The sequence below is a fragment of the Calothrix sp. FACHB-168 genome (assembly GCF_963889195.1).
GTDB classification, from domain to species: domain Bacteria; phylum Cyanobacteriota; class Cyanobacteriia; order Cyanobacteriales; family Nostocaceae; genus Aulosira; species Aulosira anomala_A.
Map to the genome: position 1 here is coordinate 41,782 of NZ_CAWPNJ010000055.1, position 14,087 is coordinate 55,868.

General features: G+C 43.1%; 10 protein-coding genes. 6 read left to right on the forward strand and 4 right to left on the reverse strand.

Annotated features, from left to right (window positions below; all coding sequences use genetic code 11):
• The first annotated feature begins 31 nt into the window (after nucleotides 1-31).
• From AACW45_RS29225 to AACW45_RS29235, 3 genes are all read left to right on the forward strand, one after another.
• Entirely contained in the window at nucleotides 32-2,467 is a 2,436-nt protein-coding gene (locus AACW45_RS29225; RefSeq protein WP_190636473.1) for a CHASE2 domain-containing protein, read from the forward strand.
• A 67-nt stretch (nucleotides 2,468-2,534) separates the two neighbouring features.
• Entirely contained in the window at nucleotides 2,535-3,374 is an 840-nt protein-coding gene (locus AACW45_RS29230; protein ID WP_190636475.1) for a DUF928 domain-containing protein, read from the forward strand.
• 385 nt (nucleotides 3,375-3,759) lie between these two features.
• Nucleotides 3,760-5,760 carry a calcium-binding protein gene (locus tag AACW45_RS29235; RefSeq protein WP_190636477.1) on the forward strand — a complete coding sequence of 667 codons (2,001 nt, stop codon included), beginning with the start codon at nucleotides 3,760-3,762 and terminating at the stop codon, nucleotides 5,758-5,760.
• A gap of 301 nt (nucleotides 5,761-6,061) precedes the next feature.
• Here the strand turns inward: AACW45_RS29235 and AACW45_RS29240 are convergent, their stop codons facing one another.
• The gene (locus AACW45_RS29240; protein ID WP_190636480.1) at nucleotides 6,062-6,685 is read right to left on the reverse strand and encodes a hypothetical protein; all 624 of its coding nucleotides are present in this window, start codon (nucleotides 6,683-6,685) and stop codon (nucleotides 6,062-6,064) included.
• Between the two features lie 126 nt (nucleotides 6,686-6,811).
• On the opposite strand from AACW45_RS29240, the gene AACW45_RS29245 reads away from it, so the two are divergent.
• Nucleotides 6,812-7,984 carry an AGE family epimerase/isomerase gene (locus AACW45_RS29245; RefSeq protein WP_190636481.1) on the forward strand — a complete coding sequence of 391 codons (1,173 nt, stop codon included), beginning with the start codon at nucleotides 6,812-6,814 and terminating at the stop codon, nucleotides 7,982-7,984.
• A 178-nt stretch (nucleotides 7,985-8,162) separates the two neighbouring features.
• On the opposite strand, the gene AACW45_RS29250 is transcribed toward AACW45_RS29245, so the two are convergent.
• Nucleotides 8,163-8,999: an acyl-CoA desaturase gene (locus AACW45_RS29250; RefSeq protein WP_199331258.1), complete on the reverse strand. Its 837-nt coding sequence runs from the start codon at nucleotides 8,997-8,999 to the stop codon at nucleotides 8,163-8,165.
• A 99-nt stretch (nucleotides 9,000-9,098) separates the two neighbouring features.
• A complete protein-coding gene (hemF, locus tag AACW45_RS29255) occupies nucleotides 9,099-10,151 on the reverse strand; it encodes an oxygen-dependent coproporphyrinogen oxidase (protein WP_190636484.1) in 1,053 nt (350 codons plus the stop codon).
• Nucleotides 10,152-10,791: 640 nt separating this feature from the next.
• On the opposite strand from hemF, the gene acsF reads away from it, so the two are divergent.
• A complete protein-coding gene (gene acsF / locus AACW45_RS29260; RefSeq protein WP_190636488.1) occupies nucleotides 10,792-11,868 on the forward strand; it encodes a magnesium-protoporphyrin IX monomethyl ester (oxidative) cyclase in 1,077 nt (358 codons plus the stop codon).
• A 129-nt stretch (nucleotides 11,869-11,997) separates the two neighbouring features.
• Nucleotides 11,998-12,252: a hypothetical protein gene (locus AACW45_RS29265; protein ID WP_190636490.1), complete on the forward strand. Its 255-nt coding sequence runs from the start codon at nucleotides 11,998-12,000 to the stop codon at nucleotides 12,250-12,252.
• A 446-nt stretch (nucleotides 12,253-12,698) separates the two neighbouring features.
• On the opposite strand, the gene AACW45_RS29270 is transcribed toward AACW45_RS29265, so the two are convergent.
• Nucleotides 12,699-14,087: eIF2A-related protein (locus tag AACW45_RS29270; protein ID WP_190636491.1), on the reverse strand; the 1,389-nt coding region annotated here is incomplete at its 5' end.

A 14,087-nucleotide genomic window follows, 5' to 3' on the forward strand; every position in this document is an offset into this window, starting at 1 on the left:
CCATTGACTATTGACCATTGACTATTGACCATTGACTAATCCAGAAAACTCAAATTATAAATATCAAGTTGGCGGGAGCTTACAAATTGATGCTCCCAGTTATGTGCAGCGCCAAGCGGATAGAGACTTTTATGCGGCGCTGAAGGCTGGGGAATTTTGTTATGTGTTTAATTCGCGGCAGATGGGTAAATCTAGTCTGCGGGTGCAAACTATGCGCAAGTTGCAAGCAGAAGGTGTGGCTTGTGGTGTGATAGATATTACAGCTATCGGCAGTCAGGATATTACTCAATCTGAGTGGTATTTGGGAGTGTTGCGGCGACTGGCGCGGAGTTTTATACCGAAATTTAAAGTATTAAATTGGTGGAGCGATCGCACTGGACTTTCACCTGTAGAATGTTTGAGTGAATTTATTGAGTCGGTGCTATTGGTAGAAGTTGCGCAAAATATCGTCATTTTTGTAGACGAAATCGATAGCATTCTCCAAATCAGCTTTAAAGATGATTTTTTAGCCTTGATTCGCGCTTGTTATAACAAACGCGCCGATAATCCTGCTTACCAACGTCTGACTTTTGCTTTGTTAGGGGTAACTACTCCCTACGATTTAATTCAAGATAAACAGCGTACACCGTTTAATATTGGACGCGCAATTGAACTCAACGGGTTTCAATTTTCGGAAGCGCAACCATTAGTCAAGGGATTAGCGGGTAAATTTGCTCGTCCTGAGAGGATTTTACAAGAAATTTTGGCTTGGACTGGCGGTCAACCTTTTTTGACGCAAAAACTGTGTCAGTTAGCGATTGCATCTTCTGGGATGATTCCCCCAGATAATGAAGCAGATTATGTTGCGAAATTAGTGCGATCGCAAATCATTGACAACTGGGAATCTCAAGATGAACCGCAGCATTTAAGAACAATTCGCGATCGCTTAATTTATCGTTGCAGTGATGATAGCTTGAGAAACGAACAGCGCATTCACAAGTTACTCAAACTTTATCAGCAAATTTTACGCAGAGGACAAATCGCAGCCAATAACAGCCTTGAGCAAATGGAATTAAGGTTATCAGGATTGGTAGTCAAGCAGCAAGGTTGTTTAAGGATTTATAACCGGATTTATGCTGCTATTTTTAATCAAAATTGGCTGGATAAAGCTTTATTTAGTCTAGAATTAGACGATAAACCACTGCAAACCTTATCGAGCAAGCGCCAACTGCAAACTGTGTTAATTTTACCTGCGATTGTCACCGCTTTACTATTAGGCGTGCGTCATCTAGGATTATTACAGGGTGCGGAATTAAAAGCTTTTGATCGAATCATGCGCTTGCGTCCTCAAGAACCGGTAGATTCTCGATTGTTAGTCATAGCGATCGCAGAAAATGATTTTAAGCTACCAGAACAGCAAGACAGAAAAGGCTCCCTATCAGATCGCGCATTGGCTTTATTGGTGGAAAAACTCGAAAAATTGCAACCACGCGCCATTGGTTTAGATATTTACCGAGATTTCCCCGTTAACTCTCAACAAGCACCTCTAGGCGATTGGATGCGACGCAGCGATAAATTTTTTACCATTTGTCGAGCCAGTGAACCAGAAATTAACGAGCCAGGTATTGCAGCAGCGCCAGAAATTCCCGTACAACGTCAAGGCTTTAGCGATTTTACCCAAGATACAGATAGTATCCTTCGCCGCCAGTTAATTGCCATAGCACCCAGCACATCATCCCCTTGTACTACACCCTACAGTATTAGTATGCAATTAGTATTTCGTTACTTAAAAGCTGAGGGTATATCTGCACAGTACACCAAAAATCAGGAATTGCAGATTGGTAAAGTGATATTTAAACGTTTGCGATCGCGCATGGGAGGATATCAGCAATTAGATGATAAAGGCTATCAAATCTTACTAAATTACCGTTCCTCAGGCTCTCCCTTAAAAGCGATAGAGCAAATTACCCTAAAAGATGCGCTGCAAGGTGCGATCGCTCCCGATAAAGTCAAAAATCGCATCATCCTTATCGGTGTTACTGCTCAAAGTGCTGGCGATTATTTCCCCACACCATACACCACACAGCAACAGCAAGAAATTCCTGGTGTAATTATTCATGCACAAATGGCGAGTCAAATTCTCAGTGCAGTATTAGATGGGCGAACTTTGTTAGGGGTTTGGCCGATTTGGGGCGAAATTTTATGGATATTTTTCTGGTCTATTTTCGGCGCAATTATCGCATTGCGTATTCGTAATTACCTAATTTTAGGATTAGTGGGAGTTGTTGTAATTGTCGTCATCTCAGCAACCAGCATGATTCTGCTATTAAAGGGGATTTGGATACCCCTAATTCCTGCTGCTATAAATTTTGTATTTACAGGCACTAGCCTATTAGTAATAATGCCTAAATTAGCCCAATACGAAGACAGAAATAATTGCGCAAACATATCTCCTGATGGTGATTATTTAAAAGAAAACATAGATTAAATCTGGCTCTCTTAATTAAGAATCTTGACAAATCAGCGATTCACGAGAAAATCACACAAATTTTGCCATGAAAATCTCTCTTAAGAATCAACAGTCAACAGTCAACCGTCAACAGTCAACCGTCAACAGTCAACAGTCAACCGTCAACGCTCTTTCCAAAACAGGTAAAATAGCTTGTGCGATCGCTTTATTATCGCTTTGCTGTTGCTGCACCCTAATACCAACACAACCCGTAAACTCGCAAATCCCCGCAACAGAAATATTTAACGCACCCCCACCACCACCAGGGCTTGGCGCACCCGGTAATCGCACAGCCGGCGGAAAACGCGGTTGTTCCGTGATGACAGAACAGGGGGATATCAGTAACCAAAAGCAGCTAACAGCCTTAGTTCCGGTGTATGGTGCTGCAAATCCCCAAGTCGTCTTTGGATTAACAACTCTTTCCCATCCTACCTTTTGGTTTTACGTTCCTTATGTCACCACAGCTAATGCAGAGTTCAGTTTGCAGAATGAAGCTGGAGAAATTGTATATAAAAAACCAGTGACACTATCGGGAAAACCAGGAATTATCAAGCTGTCTGTGCCATCAAAAGATTTCTCCTTAGAAATTGGCAAGCGTTATCACTGGTATTTAGATGTATACTGCGATCGCCAACAACCACCTGTTTATGTTGATGGTTGGATTAAAAGAGTCGAACTCAACGCTACAGCAAAAAATCAATTAAATAAAGCCACACTTAACCAACGCGCCGCAATTTATAGCACCAACGGTATTTGGTACGATTACCTAACTACTTCCGCAGAAATTCACCGCCAAGACCCTAAACAAAATAACTGGTCTAAAATGTTACAATCTATCGGCTTAAATAACATTTCTTCAGAACCGCTAATAGATTGTTGTAAGTAAATGGGCATTGGGCATTGGGCATTGGGCAAATAGAATTCTTAATTTTGAATTTTGAATTTTGAATTTTGAATTGTTTAGATCCTTACCTTTCCTTACCTAACCTTACCTCAGTTTTTTAGTAGCCAAATTAAGCCAAAGAAACTCCTTAAATTATCCACATTTATCTTTTGGGATTTATAGGAGATTCTAAATAATAACAACGGCACAAAGGAGATGGGAACAGCACCAGGAAGATTAATCAATAAACGTGATATTTCCAAATAGTTTATATCAAGTTTATCGACATACAAATTTAATTTAATCTTCCTTTTATCCATTATTCAACTCACCTTTGTTCAACAAGCATAGAGTCAAAATTTGTATTAAATTTTATTGAGAAACTGACATGGCTACTAAAAACGGCACTATTTACAACGACAACGGCACAACTCAAAATGGAATATATTACCCTATCCTCACAGGTACTGATGGCGACGATAAAATCTATGGATTAGCAGGCAATGATATTCTAGATGGTGGCGCTGGTAATGATAGCCTTTATGGAGATAAAGGAAACGATCTGTTACTTGGTGGAGATGGTAATGATTATTTATCTGGTGGTGATGGTAACGATACCTTAGTTGGTAATCGCGGTGCAGATAGATTTTTGGGTGGTGCTGGTAACGATTTACTGATTTGGAATAACGGCGACGGTTCCGATAGAATCAGTGGTGAAACAGGCTATGACACAGTTCAAGTTAATGGCGCAGGTGTTGGCGATAACTTCCGCTTGCAACGCAATGCCCAAGGACAAGCTGTATTTGACCGCCTTAACTTGGTACCATTTACCTTAACCGTAGACTCAGCAGAGAAATTCGAGATTAACGGTTTAGGTGGCGATGACATCTTAGATGTCAATAGTCTGGCTGGTACTGGTGTGAATTTAGTAGAATTCACAGGCGGTGCTGGTAACGACTGGCTAGATGGTAGCGGTACAGAAACAACTTTGCGCGCTTATGGCAATGATGGTAACGATACCCTAACTGGTGGTTCTGCTCACGACAGCCTTTATGGCGATGCAGGGAAAGACTTATTGCAAGGCGGTGACGGTAACGATTATCTATCCGGTGGTCATGACGATGATACCTTAATCGGCAATCGCGGTGCAGATAGATTCCTTGGCGGCGCTGGCAACGATTTGCTGATTTGGAATAACGGCGACGGTTCCGATAGAATCAGTGGCGAAACAGGCTATGATACAGTTCAAGTTAATGGCGCAGGCGTTGGCGATAACTTCCGCTTGCAACGCAATTCCCAAGGACAAGCCATTTTTGACCGCCTCAACTTGGTACCATTTACCTTAACCGTAGACTCGGCAGAAAAATTCCAGATTAATGGTTTAGGTGGCGATGACATTTTAGATGTCAATAATCTGGCTGGTACTGGTGTAGATTTAGTAGAGTTTTCAGGCGGTGAGGGTAATGATACCCTCAATGCTAGCGATAGCAGTACGCGAATATTTGCCAAAGGTGATGCAGGTAATGACTTGCTCACTGGTAGCAGTGCCAATGATACTCTTAATGGTGGCGATGGTCATGACTTTGTTGAAGGAGAGAAAGGCAACGACACCATGATTGGTGGTGCGGGTAATGATACCCTGGCTTGGGATGATGGTGATGGAAGCGATCGCATTAGCGGCAATAATGGTATTGATACAATTGAAGTTGAAGGCTCAGTTACTTTAGGTGACAAATTTGTTCTAGGTCAACAAGGAAATCTTGCTATCTTCGATAGAGTTAACCTAGTACCATTTAAACTCACCGTAGATACTGCCGAGCAATTTTCTGTATCCGGTGAAGGCGGTAATGACTCTTTAGATGTCAACAACTTAAGCTACACAGGCGTCAACTGGGTAAGCTTCTCCGGTGGTTACGGCAATGACACCCTAGATGGTAGCGATACCAGCACTCGCCTATTAGGTAATGGTGATGCAGGTAATGACTTGCTGATTGGTGGTAGCGCTCATGACACCCTCAATGGTGGTGACGGTGATGACAAACTCAATGGCAAGGGTGGTAACGACTTGCTTTCCGGTGGCAATGGTAATGATTATATCGTTGGTGGTTACGGTGCTGACACACTTTATGGCGGTGCGGGTGCAGATAAATTTGCCTTTACCTATGTAGCTGAAGGCATAGATATCATCAAAGATTTCCAGAAAAACTGGTCGCAACCCAGCTTATCAGACAAAATTGAGATCAGCAAAGTTGGATTTGGTGCTAGTTCCCTTTCCCAGTTCCACTATGACAGTTATTCTGGTGGGTTATCCTTCCAAGGTACTCAGTTCGCTATTCTTGAGAACAAGCCAACAGGCTTCTCGACAACAACTGACATTGTTCTGGTATAAAAATATCTTGTATTCCAATAAGGTTCAGTTAGCATCAAAAACCTGAAAAGATGTAGGTTGGGTTGAGGAACGAAACCCAACAAAGCCGCTTTAATGTTGGGTTTCGCTATCACTCTACCCAACCTACAATTATCCTTAACTGAACTGTATTGTATTTTATTCAGAATAAACTAAGTAGGGGCATAATATATTGTGCCCCTATTATTTATTGGGCATTGGGCAATAATAAAGGTAATTAGGAGAACCAATGACAAATGACAATTGTACAGACGCGATTCATCGCGTCTCTGACAAATGACTATTAATTCTTCTCCCGAATCCACAAAGCCAATCCACCCCCACGACCGCGAGCTGCGATAAAATCTTCTGTAATTAAAAAGAAAGCAAAAAACGGTAATTTCGCAATCGGTTGACTATAAAAATCCCCTGATTCCACTTTACCAGAGCGAATCTTACCATTGTAAACAGTCAAATTAGCTAAGTTAATTTGCATCTGCGTAAAGTCAAACGCCAAGAGATTTTTCTTATTTAAATATTTAGCTGGCCCTGTTAACTTTAATAATACCGGGCCTACTTTTACCTGATTGCCAATTTCGCCTTTACCTAAATCCTGTTCAGAAGTTGCACAAAAAGAAATCTGCGCGGCTGCAAATTTGGGCATATATACACCCTTACCTAAGACAATTCCTCCACGCTGTCTTACCTTGCGAGTTCCCGTAGCAAAGCAAAGTTGCCATTTACCTAACAGTGACTCAAAGTTATAAGCTAACCGTTGCTGCTTCGCTGCTGTTTCTGCTGCTAGCAATGCATCCACTAGCACAGCCGGATTTGGAAGTTTACCACCTTCACCGCGATAAGTAGCCGCAGCTTGCGATAATGCGATCGCAAAATCAGGTGTAGTCTTAGATGTTATATCAGCACTCATGTACAAACTCTAAATTTAAATAGCTCTTATTTTCCATTCTGCACTGATGCCGTAGCAAAAAGCTCGCAATTGGCTGACGCTCAGGTGATAATTGACGCTGTTTGACACAAAATAGGGGTACATTATATGAGACAGGAATTCCACAAACTCGCTCAACTCTACAAAAACGCACTGCTCAATGATGTACTCCCCTTTTGGGAACAACACTCAATAGATTGGGAGCAAGGCGGCTATTTTACTTGTCTCGACCGTGAGGGTAATGTATATGACACAGATAAATTTATCTGGTTGCAAAACCGTCAGGTGTGGACTTTCTCCATGCTGTACAACCAGCTAGAAAAGCGGGAAAATTGGCTACAAATTGCCACCAATGGCGCAAATTTTCTTTCCCAACATGGCAGAGATGCTGATGGTAACTGGTACTTTTCCCTCACCCGTGAAGGACAACCCTTAGTCCAGCCTTACAATATCTTTTCTGATTGCTTTGCCGCAATGGCTTTTAGTCAATACGCCCTCGCCTGTGGTGAAGATTGGGCTAGGGATGTAGCCATGCAAGCTTATAACAATGTTTTACGCCGTAAGGATAACCCAAAAGGTAAATATACTAAAACTTACCCCGGTACGCGCCCGATGAAATCCCTGGCTGTACCGATGATTTTAGCCAACCTGACTTTAGAAATGGCTTGGTTACTACCAAACGAAACCCTAGAGCAAGTCTTGGATATGACTGTTCAGGAAGTGATGAACGATTTCCTTGACAAAGAACAGGGTTTAATGTACGAAAATATAGCTCCTGATGGTTCTCACATTGATTGTTTTGAAGGTAGAGTGATTAACCCCGGTCATGGAATTGAAGCGATGTGGTTCATTATGGATATAGCCCGTCGTCGCAACGATACCCAAACAATCAACCAAGCTGTAGATGTGGTGATTAATATTCTCAATTTTGCCTGGGATAGTGAATATGGCGGATTATATTACTTTATGGATGCAAAGGGACATCCCCCCCAACAACTAGAATGGGATCAAAAATTGTGGTGGGTTCATTTAGAGACTTTAGTTGCCTTAGCAATGGGTTATCGTTTAACAGGGCGTGACATTTGCTGGGAATGGTATCAAAAAGTGCATGATTATGCTTGGGCGCATTTTGCAGATTCTCAGCATGGTGAATGGTTTGGCTATCTCAATCGGCGTGGGGAAGTACTATTAAACCTCAAAGGCGGTAAATGGAAAGGCTGCTTCCACGTACCGCGTGCGCTGTATCTCTGCTGGCAGCAATTTGAGGCTTTGAGTGCGTAGTGAAAAATTTCCCAAATCCATAATTTTTTGAACCGCCAAGACGCCAAGAACGCCAAGAATTAGTAGAGTGTCTTTAACCGCAGAGGCACAGAGAACACAGAGGAAAAAGAATGAGCATTTACCCTCCGCGTACCTCTGCGGTTACCCTTGCGCCCCTTTGCGTTTAAATTTCCCGCACTTAACCCTGCGCAGGTGGCAAATTTAAATCCTTCGCCAAGCCAACGGTTTTTAAACACCAAATCGCCCACCAAGTAATATCAATTTCCCACCAACGCCAACCACACCTAGCTACATGGGGATAAGCATGGTGATTATTATGCCAGCCTTCGCCATAGGTGAGTAAAGCCGCCCACCAGAGATTGCGGGAGTTATCGTTAATTTCAAAGGTGCGGTAACCCCACATGTGGGTGACTGAGTTAATCAACCAAGTTGTATGCCAAAGAATCACAGCCCTGACAAATACCCCATACACCACAAACGACCAACCGCCCAAAGCATACAATAATAATGCAACGGGAATTTGCAGAAAGAGAAAGTTAGTATTTAGCCAGCGATAAAAGGGATCTCGCACCAAATCGGGAGCATATCGCTGGTAGTAATTATAATTAAAGAACTCTGCACGGGGATAGAATATCCATAGCATGTGACTCCACCAGAAACCTTTGCGGGCAGAGTAAGGATCTTTATTTTCGTCTTCGGTATGTGCATGGTGCAAGCGATGTCCAGCCGCCCAAAATATCGGCCCGCCTTGTAATGATAAAGCACCCAAAATAGCGATCGCATATTCTAAAAATCGCGGTACCTTAAAACTACGATGGCTAAGAAGTCGGTGATAGCCCAAGCAAACGCCAATGCTACCAAATAGCCAATGCAATAACAGCATAATCCCTACAGCCGACCAAGAAAAAAACCAAGGAGCCAATAAAGCTAATCCATGAATAGCCCCAAAAAACAGCACCGTTAGCCAATCCAGACGCAAAGGCTCATCTTTTTCGGGAAAATTTTGTAATTTCAATCTCACAGATACATCCTCACACAGAATATGCAGGGGGGACAATTGTAGAGACGCGATTCATCGCGTCTACCCAATGCCCAATGCCCAATGCCCAATGCCCTACACCCAATCTTGCGGTTGCAGGAAAACTTCAGTTAGTTGCGCTTCTGGCGTGCCGGGTTCTGGCTGGTAGCAGTACTCCCAGCGTGTTAGCGGCGGTAGAGACATCAATATAGATTCCGCTCTACCATCGGTTTGCAGCCCGAATACTGTTCCTCTGTCATATACCAAATTAAATTCTACGTAACGACCGCGACGGTATAATTGGAATTGACGCTGGCGATCGCTATATTCAATATCTTGGCGGCGATTTACAATTGGTAAGTAAGCAGGTAAAAAAGCCTTACCACAACTCTGCACAAAAGCAAATAAATCTTCCCAATTCCGTGTAACTTTTCCTACCTGCTGACTGTAAACTGCGGCTGGTGTATCTGTCTGGGAAGTCACATAAAGATTACCACTGGCATCTTGATAGTCAAAGAATATACCGCCTATACCCCTTTGTTCTTGGCGATGGCGCAGGTAGAAGTATTCATCACACCAGCGTTTGAAGGTGGGGTAATATTCTGGATGATGCCCATCGCAAGCAGATTTAAAAGTTTGGTGAAAATGAATCGCATCCTCAGCAAAAGGATAGTATGGTGTTAAATCTGCGCCGCCGCCAAACCACCAAATCGGGCCTGCTTCAAAGTAGCGATAGTTAAGGTGTACTGTGGGAACGTAAGGATTACGAGGATGCAGTACCATTGAGGTTCCCGTGGCAAAAAACTGATGTCCGGCTGCTTCTGGGCGTTGAGTTAAAATCGATGGCGGTAAGGTATCACCCCAAACTTCCGAAAAGTTGACGCCACCTTGTTCAAACACTCGCCCTTCCCGAATTACGCGGGTACGTCCTTCACCACCAGCTTTGCGTTCCCAATGATCCTCACGAAATTTGGCTTCGCCATCCAGCTGTTCTAAGCCACTGCAAATTTCATCTTGGATATTCTGCATAAACTGCTTCACCCGTTGGCGTGAATCTGCGGGTGGTAGGTTTGCTGCATTGATGGGAGGTGTGAGCAATGCTGTGTGATTGTTGTGTTCCTGAGAACGATTGTCTGAATGACGACCCATACTGAATATCTCTTAAACTCTTAGTAAGCGTGATTACCTTCGTAAATCACTCTATGGTTATTTAGTTTATTTATGATAAGTATGTTTCAAAACTTAATAAATTGGGCATTGGGCATGGGGCATTGGGCATTGGGCATTGGGCATTGGGAAGTGCATTAGATGTAGGTTGGGTTGAGGCTTTGCGAAACCCAACATGAATTTCAGAAACTCAACATAGATGCTGGTGTTGAGTTTCCTTACGTCAACCCAACCTACTGGCGCGACAAGGCTAAAATGGTGCATTAATAAAACTCTTGTGGGATGGGCGTCTCGCCCGTCCTGGGCGGACAAGATGTCCACCCCACAACAAAATTATATTGTCACATTTTAGTCTAGACGCGCCAGTAGGGTGTGTTATGCCGTAGGCTAACGCACCGAGAGGTTTTGGCGGTGTGGCGTTACGGTGTGGTGCGTTGCGCTGCGCGACAACACACCCTACTTTCTATCAAGGTTGGCGGTGTGGTGTTACATGGGAAGTTCCCATTTGCAGAGTTGCAAAATTAAAGGATTGTAAATCTTTTGGCAAAATAGGCTGGTCTACAAATTACACTAATCATAACTTAATGGCTATGTAATTGTTAAGCTAACTACCGGAGAACTCATGGTAAATACCTTATCCCAGTCTGCCCCGAAAGAACCAAAGCCGGGAATTAAAGCACCAAGCAAAGAAACGGTACTGACTCCCCGGTTTTACACTACAGATTTTGAAACTGCGGCTAGCCTAGATTTGTCTGCTCAGGAAACGGAGTTGCAGGCGATGCTAGCAGAAATGCGGGCAGATTACAACCGCCACCATTTTGTGCGGGATGAGGCGTTTGAGCAGTCTTGGGAACATATTGAAGCCGAAGCACGTCAGTCTTTTATTGAATATTTGGAACGTTCTTGTATTTCCGAGTTCTCTGGGTTTTTGCTATTTAAGGAACTGTCACGCAAGCTGAAAAATCGCAGTCCCCTGTTGTCGGAAATATTTAACTTGATGGCGCGTGATGAAGCGCGTCATGCAGGATTTTTAAATAAAGCTATGGGCGATTTTAAATTATCGCTGGATTTGGCTGATATTACCAAAAGACGCACTTATACATTTTTCCCGATTGAGTGGGTAATTTACACAGTATATCTTTCAGAAAAAATCGGTTATTGGCGTTACATTATTATTTATCGTCATTTGCAACAGCACCCAGAAAACCAGTTTTACCCGATATTCCGCTATTTTGAAAGCTGGTGTCAGGATGAAAACCGTCATGGGGATATTTTCAAAGCTTTATTACGCTCTCAACCCCAATTGTGGAAAACCTGGAAATCTAGACTGTTGAGTCGCTTTTTTCTGTTATCGGTGTTTGCTACCCACACTTTAACAGTTCACGAACGCGCTGGATTTTATCATTCATTGGGGCTGGATGCGACGGAATTTGACCGTCAAGTAGTGTGCAATACTAATGAAACTGCTGGACGCGCTTTTCCGGTGATGTTAAATACGGAACATCCCAAATTTTTCTCGCGTTTGCATCGCTGCTCGGATTACAACTTCAAATTGATGGAAATTGAGCGCAGTTCTCAACCTAAGTTTGTCAAATTTATGCGGAAAATACCGTTGATTACGGCGATTGTTTGGAATCTATTGCTACTTTACTTGATTAAACCCATTGATACCGAAGCTTTGCGGGGACAAGTTTGTTAGATAGTTGAAGCGATCGCATTTTTTGCATTTCGGTAAAACAAGTTCACTCCTACAACCCTATAATCTGTAGAGATTGTTCCGCAGTCTCTACATTTTTTTATTTCTGAGGAAAACACTTAGACATTACCCTTGACAGTCATTGCAAGAACCCTGAAGTTGATTCAGGGTACGCGAAACACGGAAACGGGAACCCTGAAGTTGATTCAAGGAACCCTGAAGTTGATTCAGGGTACGCGAAACACGGAAACGGGAACCCTGAAGTTAATTCAAGGAACCCTGAAGTTGATTTCGGGAACCCTGAAGCTGATTCCGGGAACCCTGAAGTTGCTACACAATAAATGCATTCATTTTCATGGCGATCGCATTTTAAAATTGGTGTGGTGAAAAAGCGATCGCACTTTTGGAATCAGGCTGTAATTGCGATCGCATTTTGAGAGAATGTTTTAAAAATCCTCTCGTGGGTAGCGAAAAGTTATCGATCCCCCTAAATCCCCCTTAAAAAGGGGGACTTTAAGAAGTTTTCCCCCCTTTTTTAAGGGGGGCTAGGGGGGATCGAGTTTTTCGGCTTCAGTGCGCAAGTCTTATTAATGTTGTAGAAATGCGATCGCACTTTTTGAATTAAGCTGGAAAAGCGATCGCATTTTACAGCAGTTTTCACCTATTTGAACCACATCTGTCGTAGGGAACACCGATAATCTTTTGGTACATACAATAATTTTACTGGTGCCGTGCCCCTACAGCGTGGTCTATTGACGTGAAAATAGCTTTAAAATTGGTGTGGTGAAAAAGCGATCGCACTTTTCATATAACGACTTTCTTAATTACCAATTCTACAATTTTTTCAACACATCATCTGTAAAAGGATTCTTCCCAGCCTTGAGGTCTTTCACCCAGCTTTGCCGTTGTGCTTTGATATCTTTATCGTCAGTCTGGGCGATATAGGCTTCAAAATCAGCAATTGCGCCTTGATAGTCGCCTTTTAACGCCCGCGCCAAGCCACGACTATCACGAATGCTGCCATTATCAGGGGCAAGCTTCACGGCTTGGTTACAAGCAAACATTACATCGGCGGCTTGTTTTTGCAAACTACCGTGCCAGCATAATGTATCCCAATTATCAGCAGAAATTTCGACTTTTGGATCTAACTGTTGGGCGTTGGTGTAAGCTGCTAATGCTTCCTTAAACTTATCCTGCCATACAAGGCTTGTTCCTTGCTCAACTAATAAAGTAGCTGCTTTTGCCTTTGGTTTAAAGTCTAAACTGGGGTCTAGTTGTAATGCTTGCTGGAAATTAGCAACTGCACCGTCAAGATTGCCTGCTTGTACTCGGCTCTCACCTTTTTCAATTAAGGCTGAAGCATCTGCTAATTGTTTGGCTTTTGCTTGGGGGTCAAGTTTTAAGCTGGGATTCCATTCTAATGCTTGGTGGAATTTAGCAATAGCAAGATTAATATCTTGATTGCGGGCTAATTCTTCACCTTGGGTAACTAATGTTGGTGCTGCTGCTTTTTTCATAGCTGGAGTTTGGCAGGCTTTGAGGTCTTGCAGCACATCAGGATGGATAGCTAGGTAATTATTTAGCCAATTGCAACCACTGGCTAATAAATTATTTAAATCCAAATCCCATAAAATCACTGTGCGGTCATAACTTGCTGTAGCAATGGTTTTGCCGTCGGGACTGAAACTCACACTATAGACCCAACTGCTATGCTCTTTGAGAGTTGTGAGTGGTTTGCCAGAGATGTCCCAGAGTTTGACTGTGCTGTCAGAACTTGCTGTGGCAATGGTCTTGCCGTCGGGACTGAAACTCACACTATTGACATAACCGCTATGCCCTTTGAGAGTTTTGAGTGGTTTGCCAGAGATGTCCCAGAGTTTGACTGTGCTGTCACCACTGGCAGAGGCAATGGTCTTGCCGTCGGGACTGAAACTCACACTATTGACATAACCGCTATGCCCTTTGAGAGTTGTGAGTAATTTGCCAGAGATGTCCCAGAGTTTGACTGTGCTGTCATCACTGGCAGAGGCAATGGTCTTGCCGTCGGGACTGAAACTCACACCCCAGACAGAACCGCTATGCCCTTTGAGAGTTTTGAGTGGTTTGCCAGAGATGTCCCAGAGTTTGACTGTGCTGTCAGAACTTGCTGTGGCAATGGTCTTGCCGTCGGGACTGAAACTCACACTATTGACAGAACCGCTATGCCCTTTGAGAGTTTTGAG

Bases quoted from the DNA above. Each gene is read 5' to 3' on its own strand.
- AACW45_RS29230 (WP_190636475.1), top strand. From the start codon at position 2,535: ATGAAAATCTCTCTTAAGAATCAACAGTCAACAGTCAACCGTCAACAG.
- AACW45_RS29235 (WP_190636477.1), top strand. From the start codon at position 3,760: ATGGCTACTAAAAACGGCACTATTTACAACGACAACGGCACAACTCAA.
- AACW45_RS29240 (WP_190636480.1), bottom strand. From the start codon at position 6,685: ATGAGTGCTGATATAACATCTAAGACTACACCTGATTTTGCGATCGCA.
- AACW45_RS29245 (WP_190636481.1), top strand. From the start codon at position 6,812: ATGAGACAGGAATTCCACAAACTCGCTCAACTCTACAAAAACGCACTG.
- hemF (WP_190636484.1), bottom strand. From the start codon at position 10,151: ATGGGTCGTCATTCAGACAATCGTTCTCAGGAACACAACAATCACACA.
- acsF (WP_190636488.1), top strand. From the start codon at position 10,792: ATGGTAAATACCTTATCCCAGTCTGCCCCGAAAGAACCAAAGCCGGGA.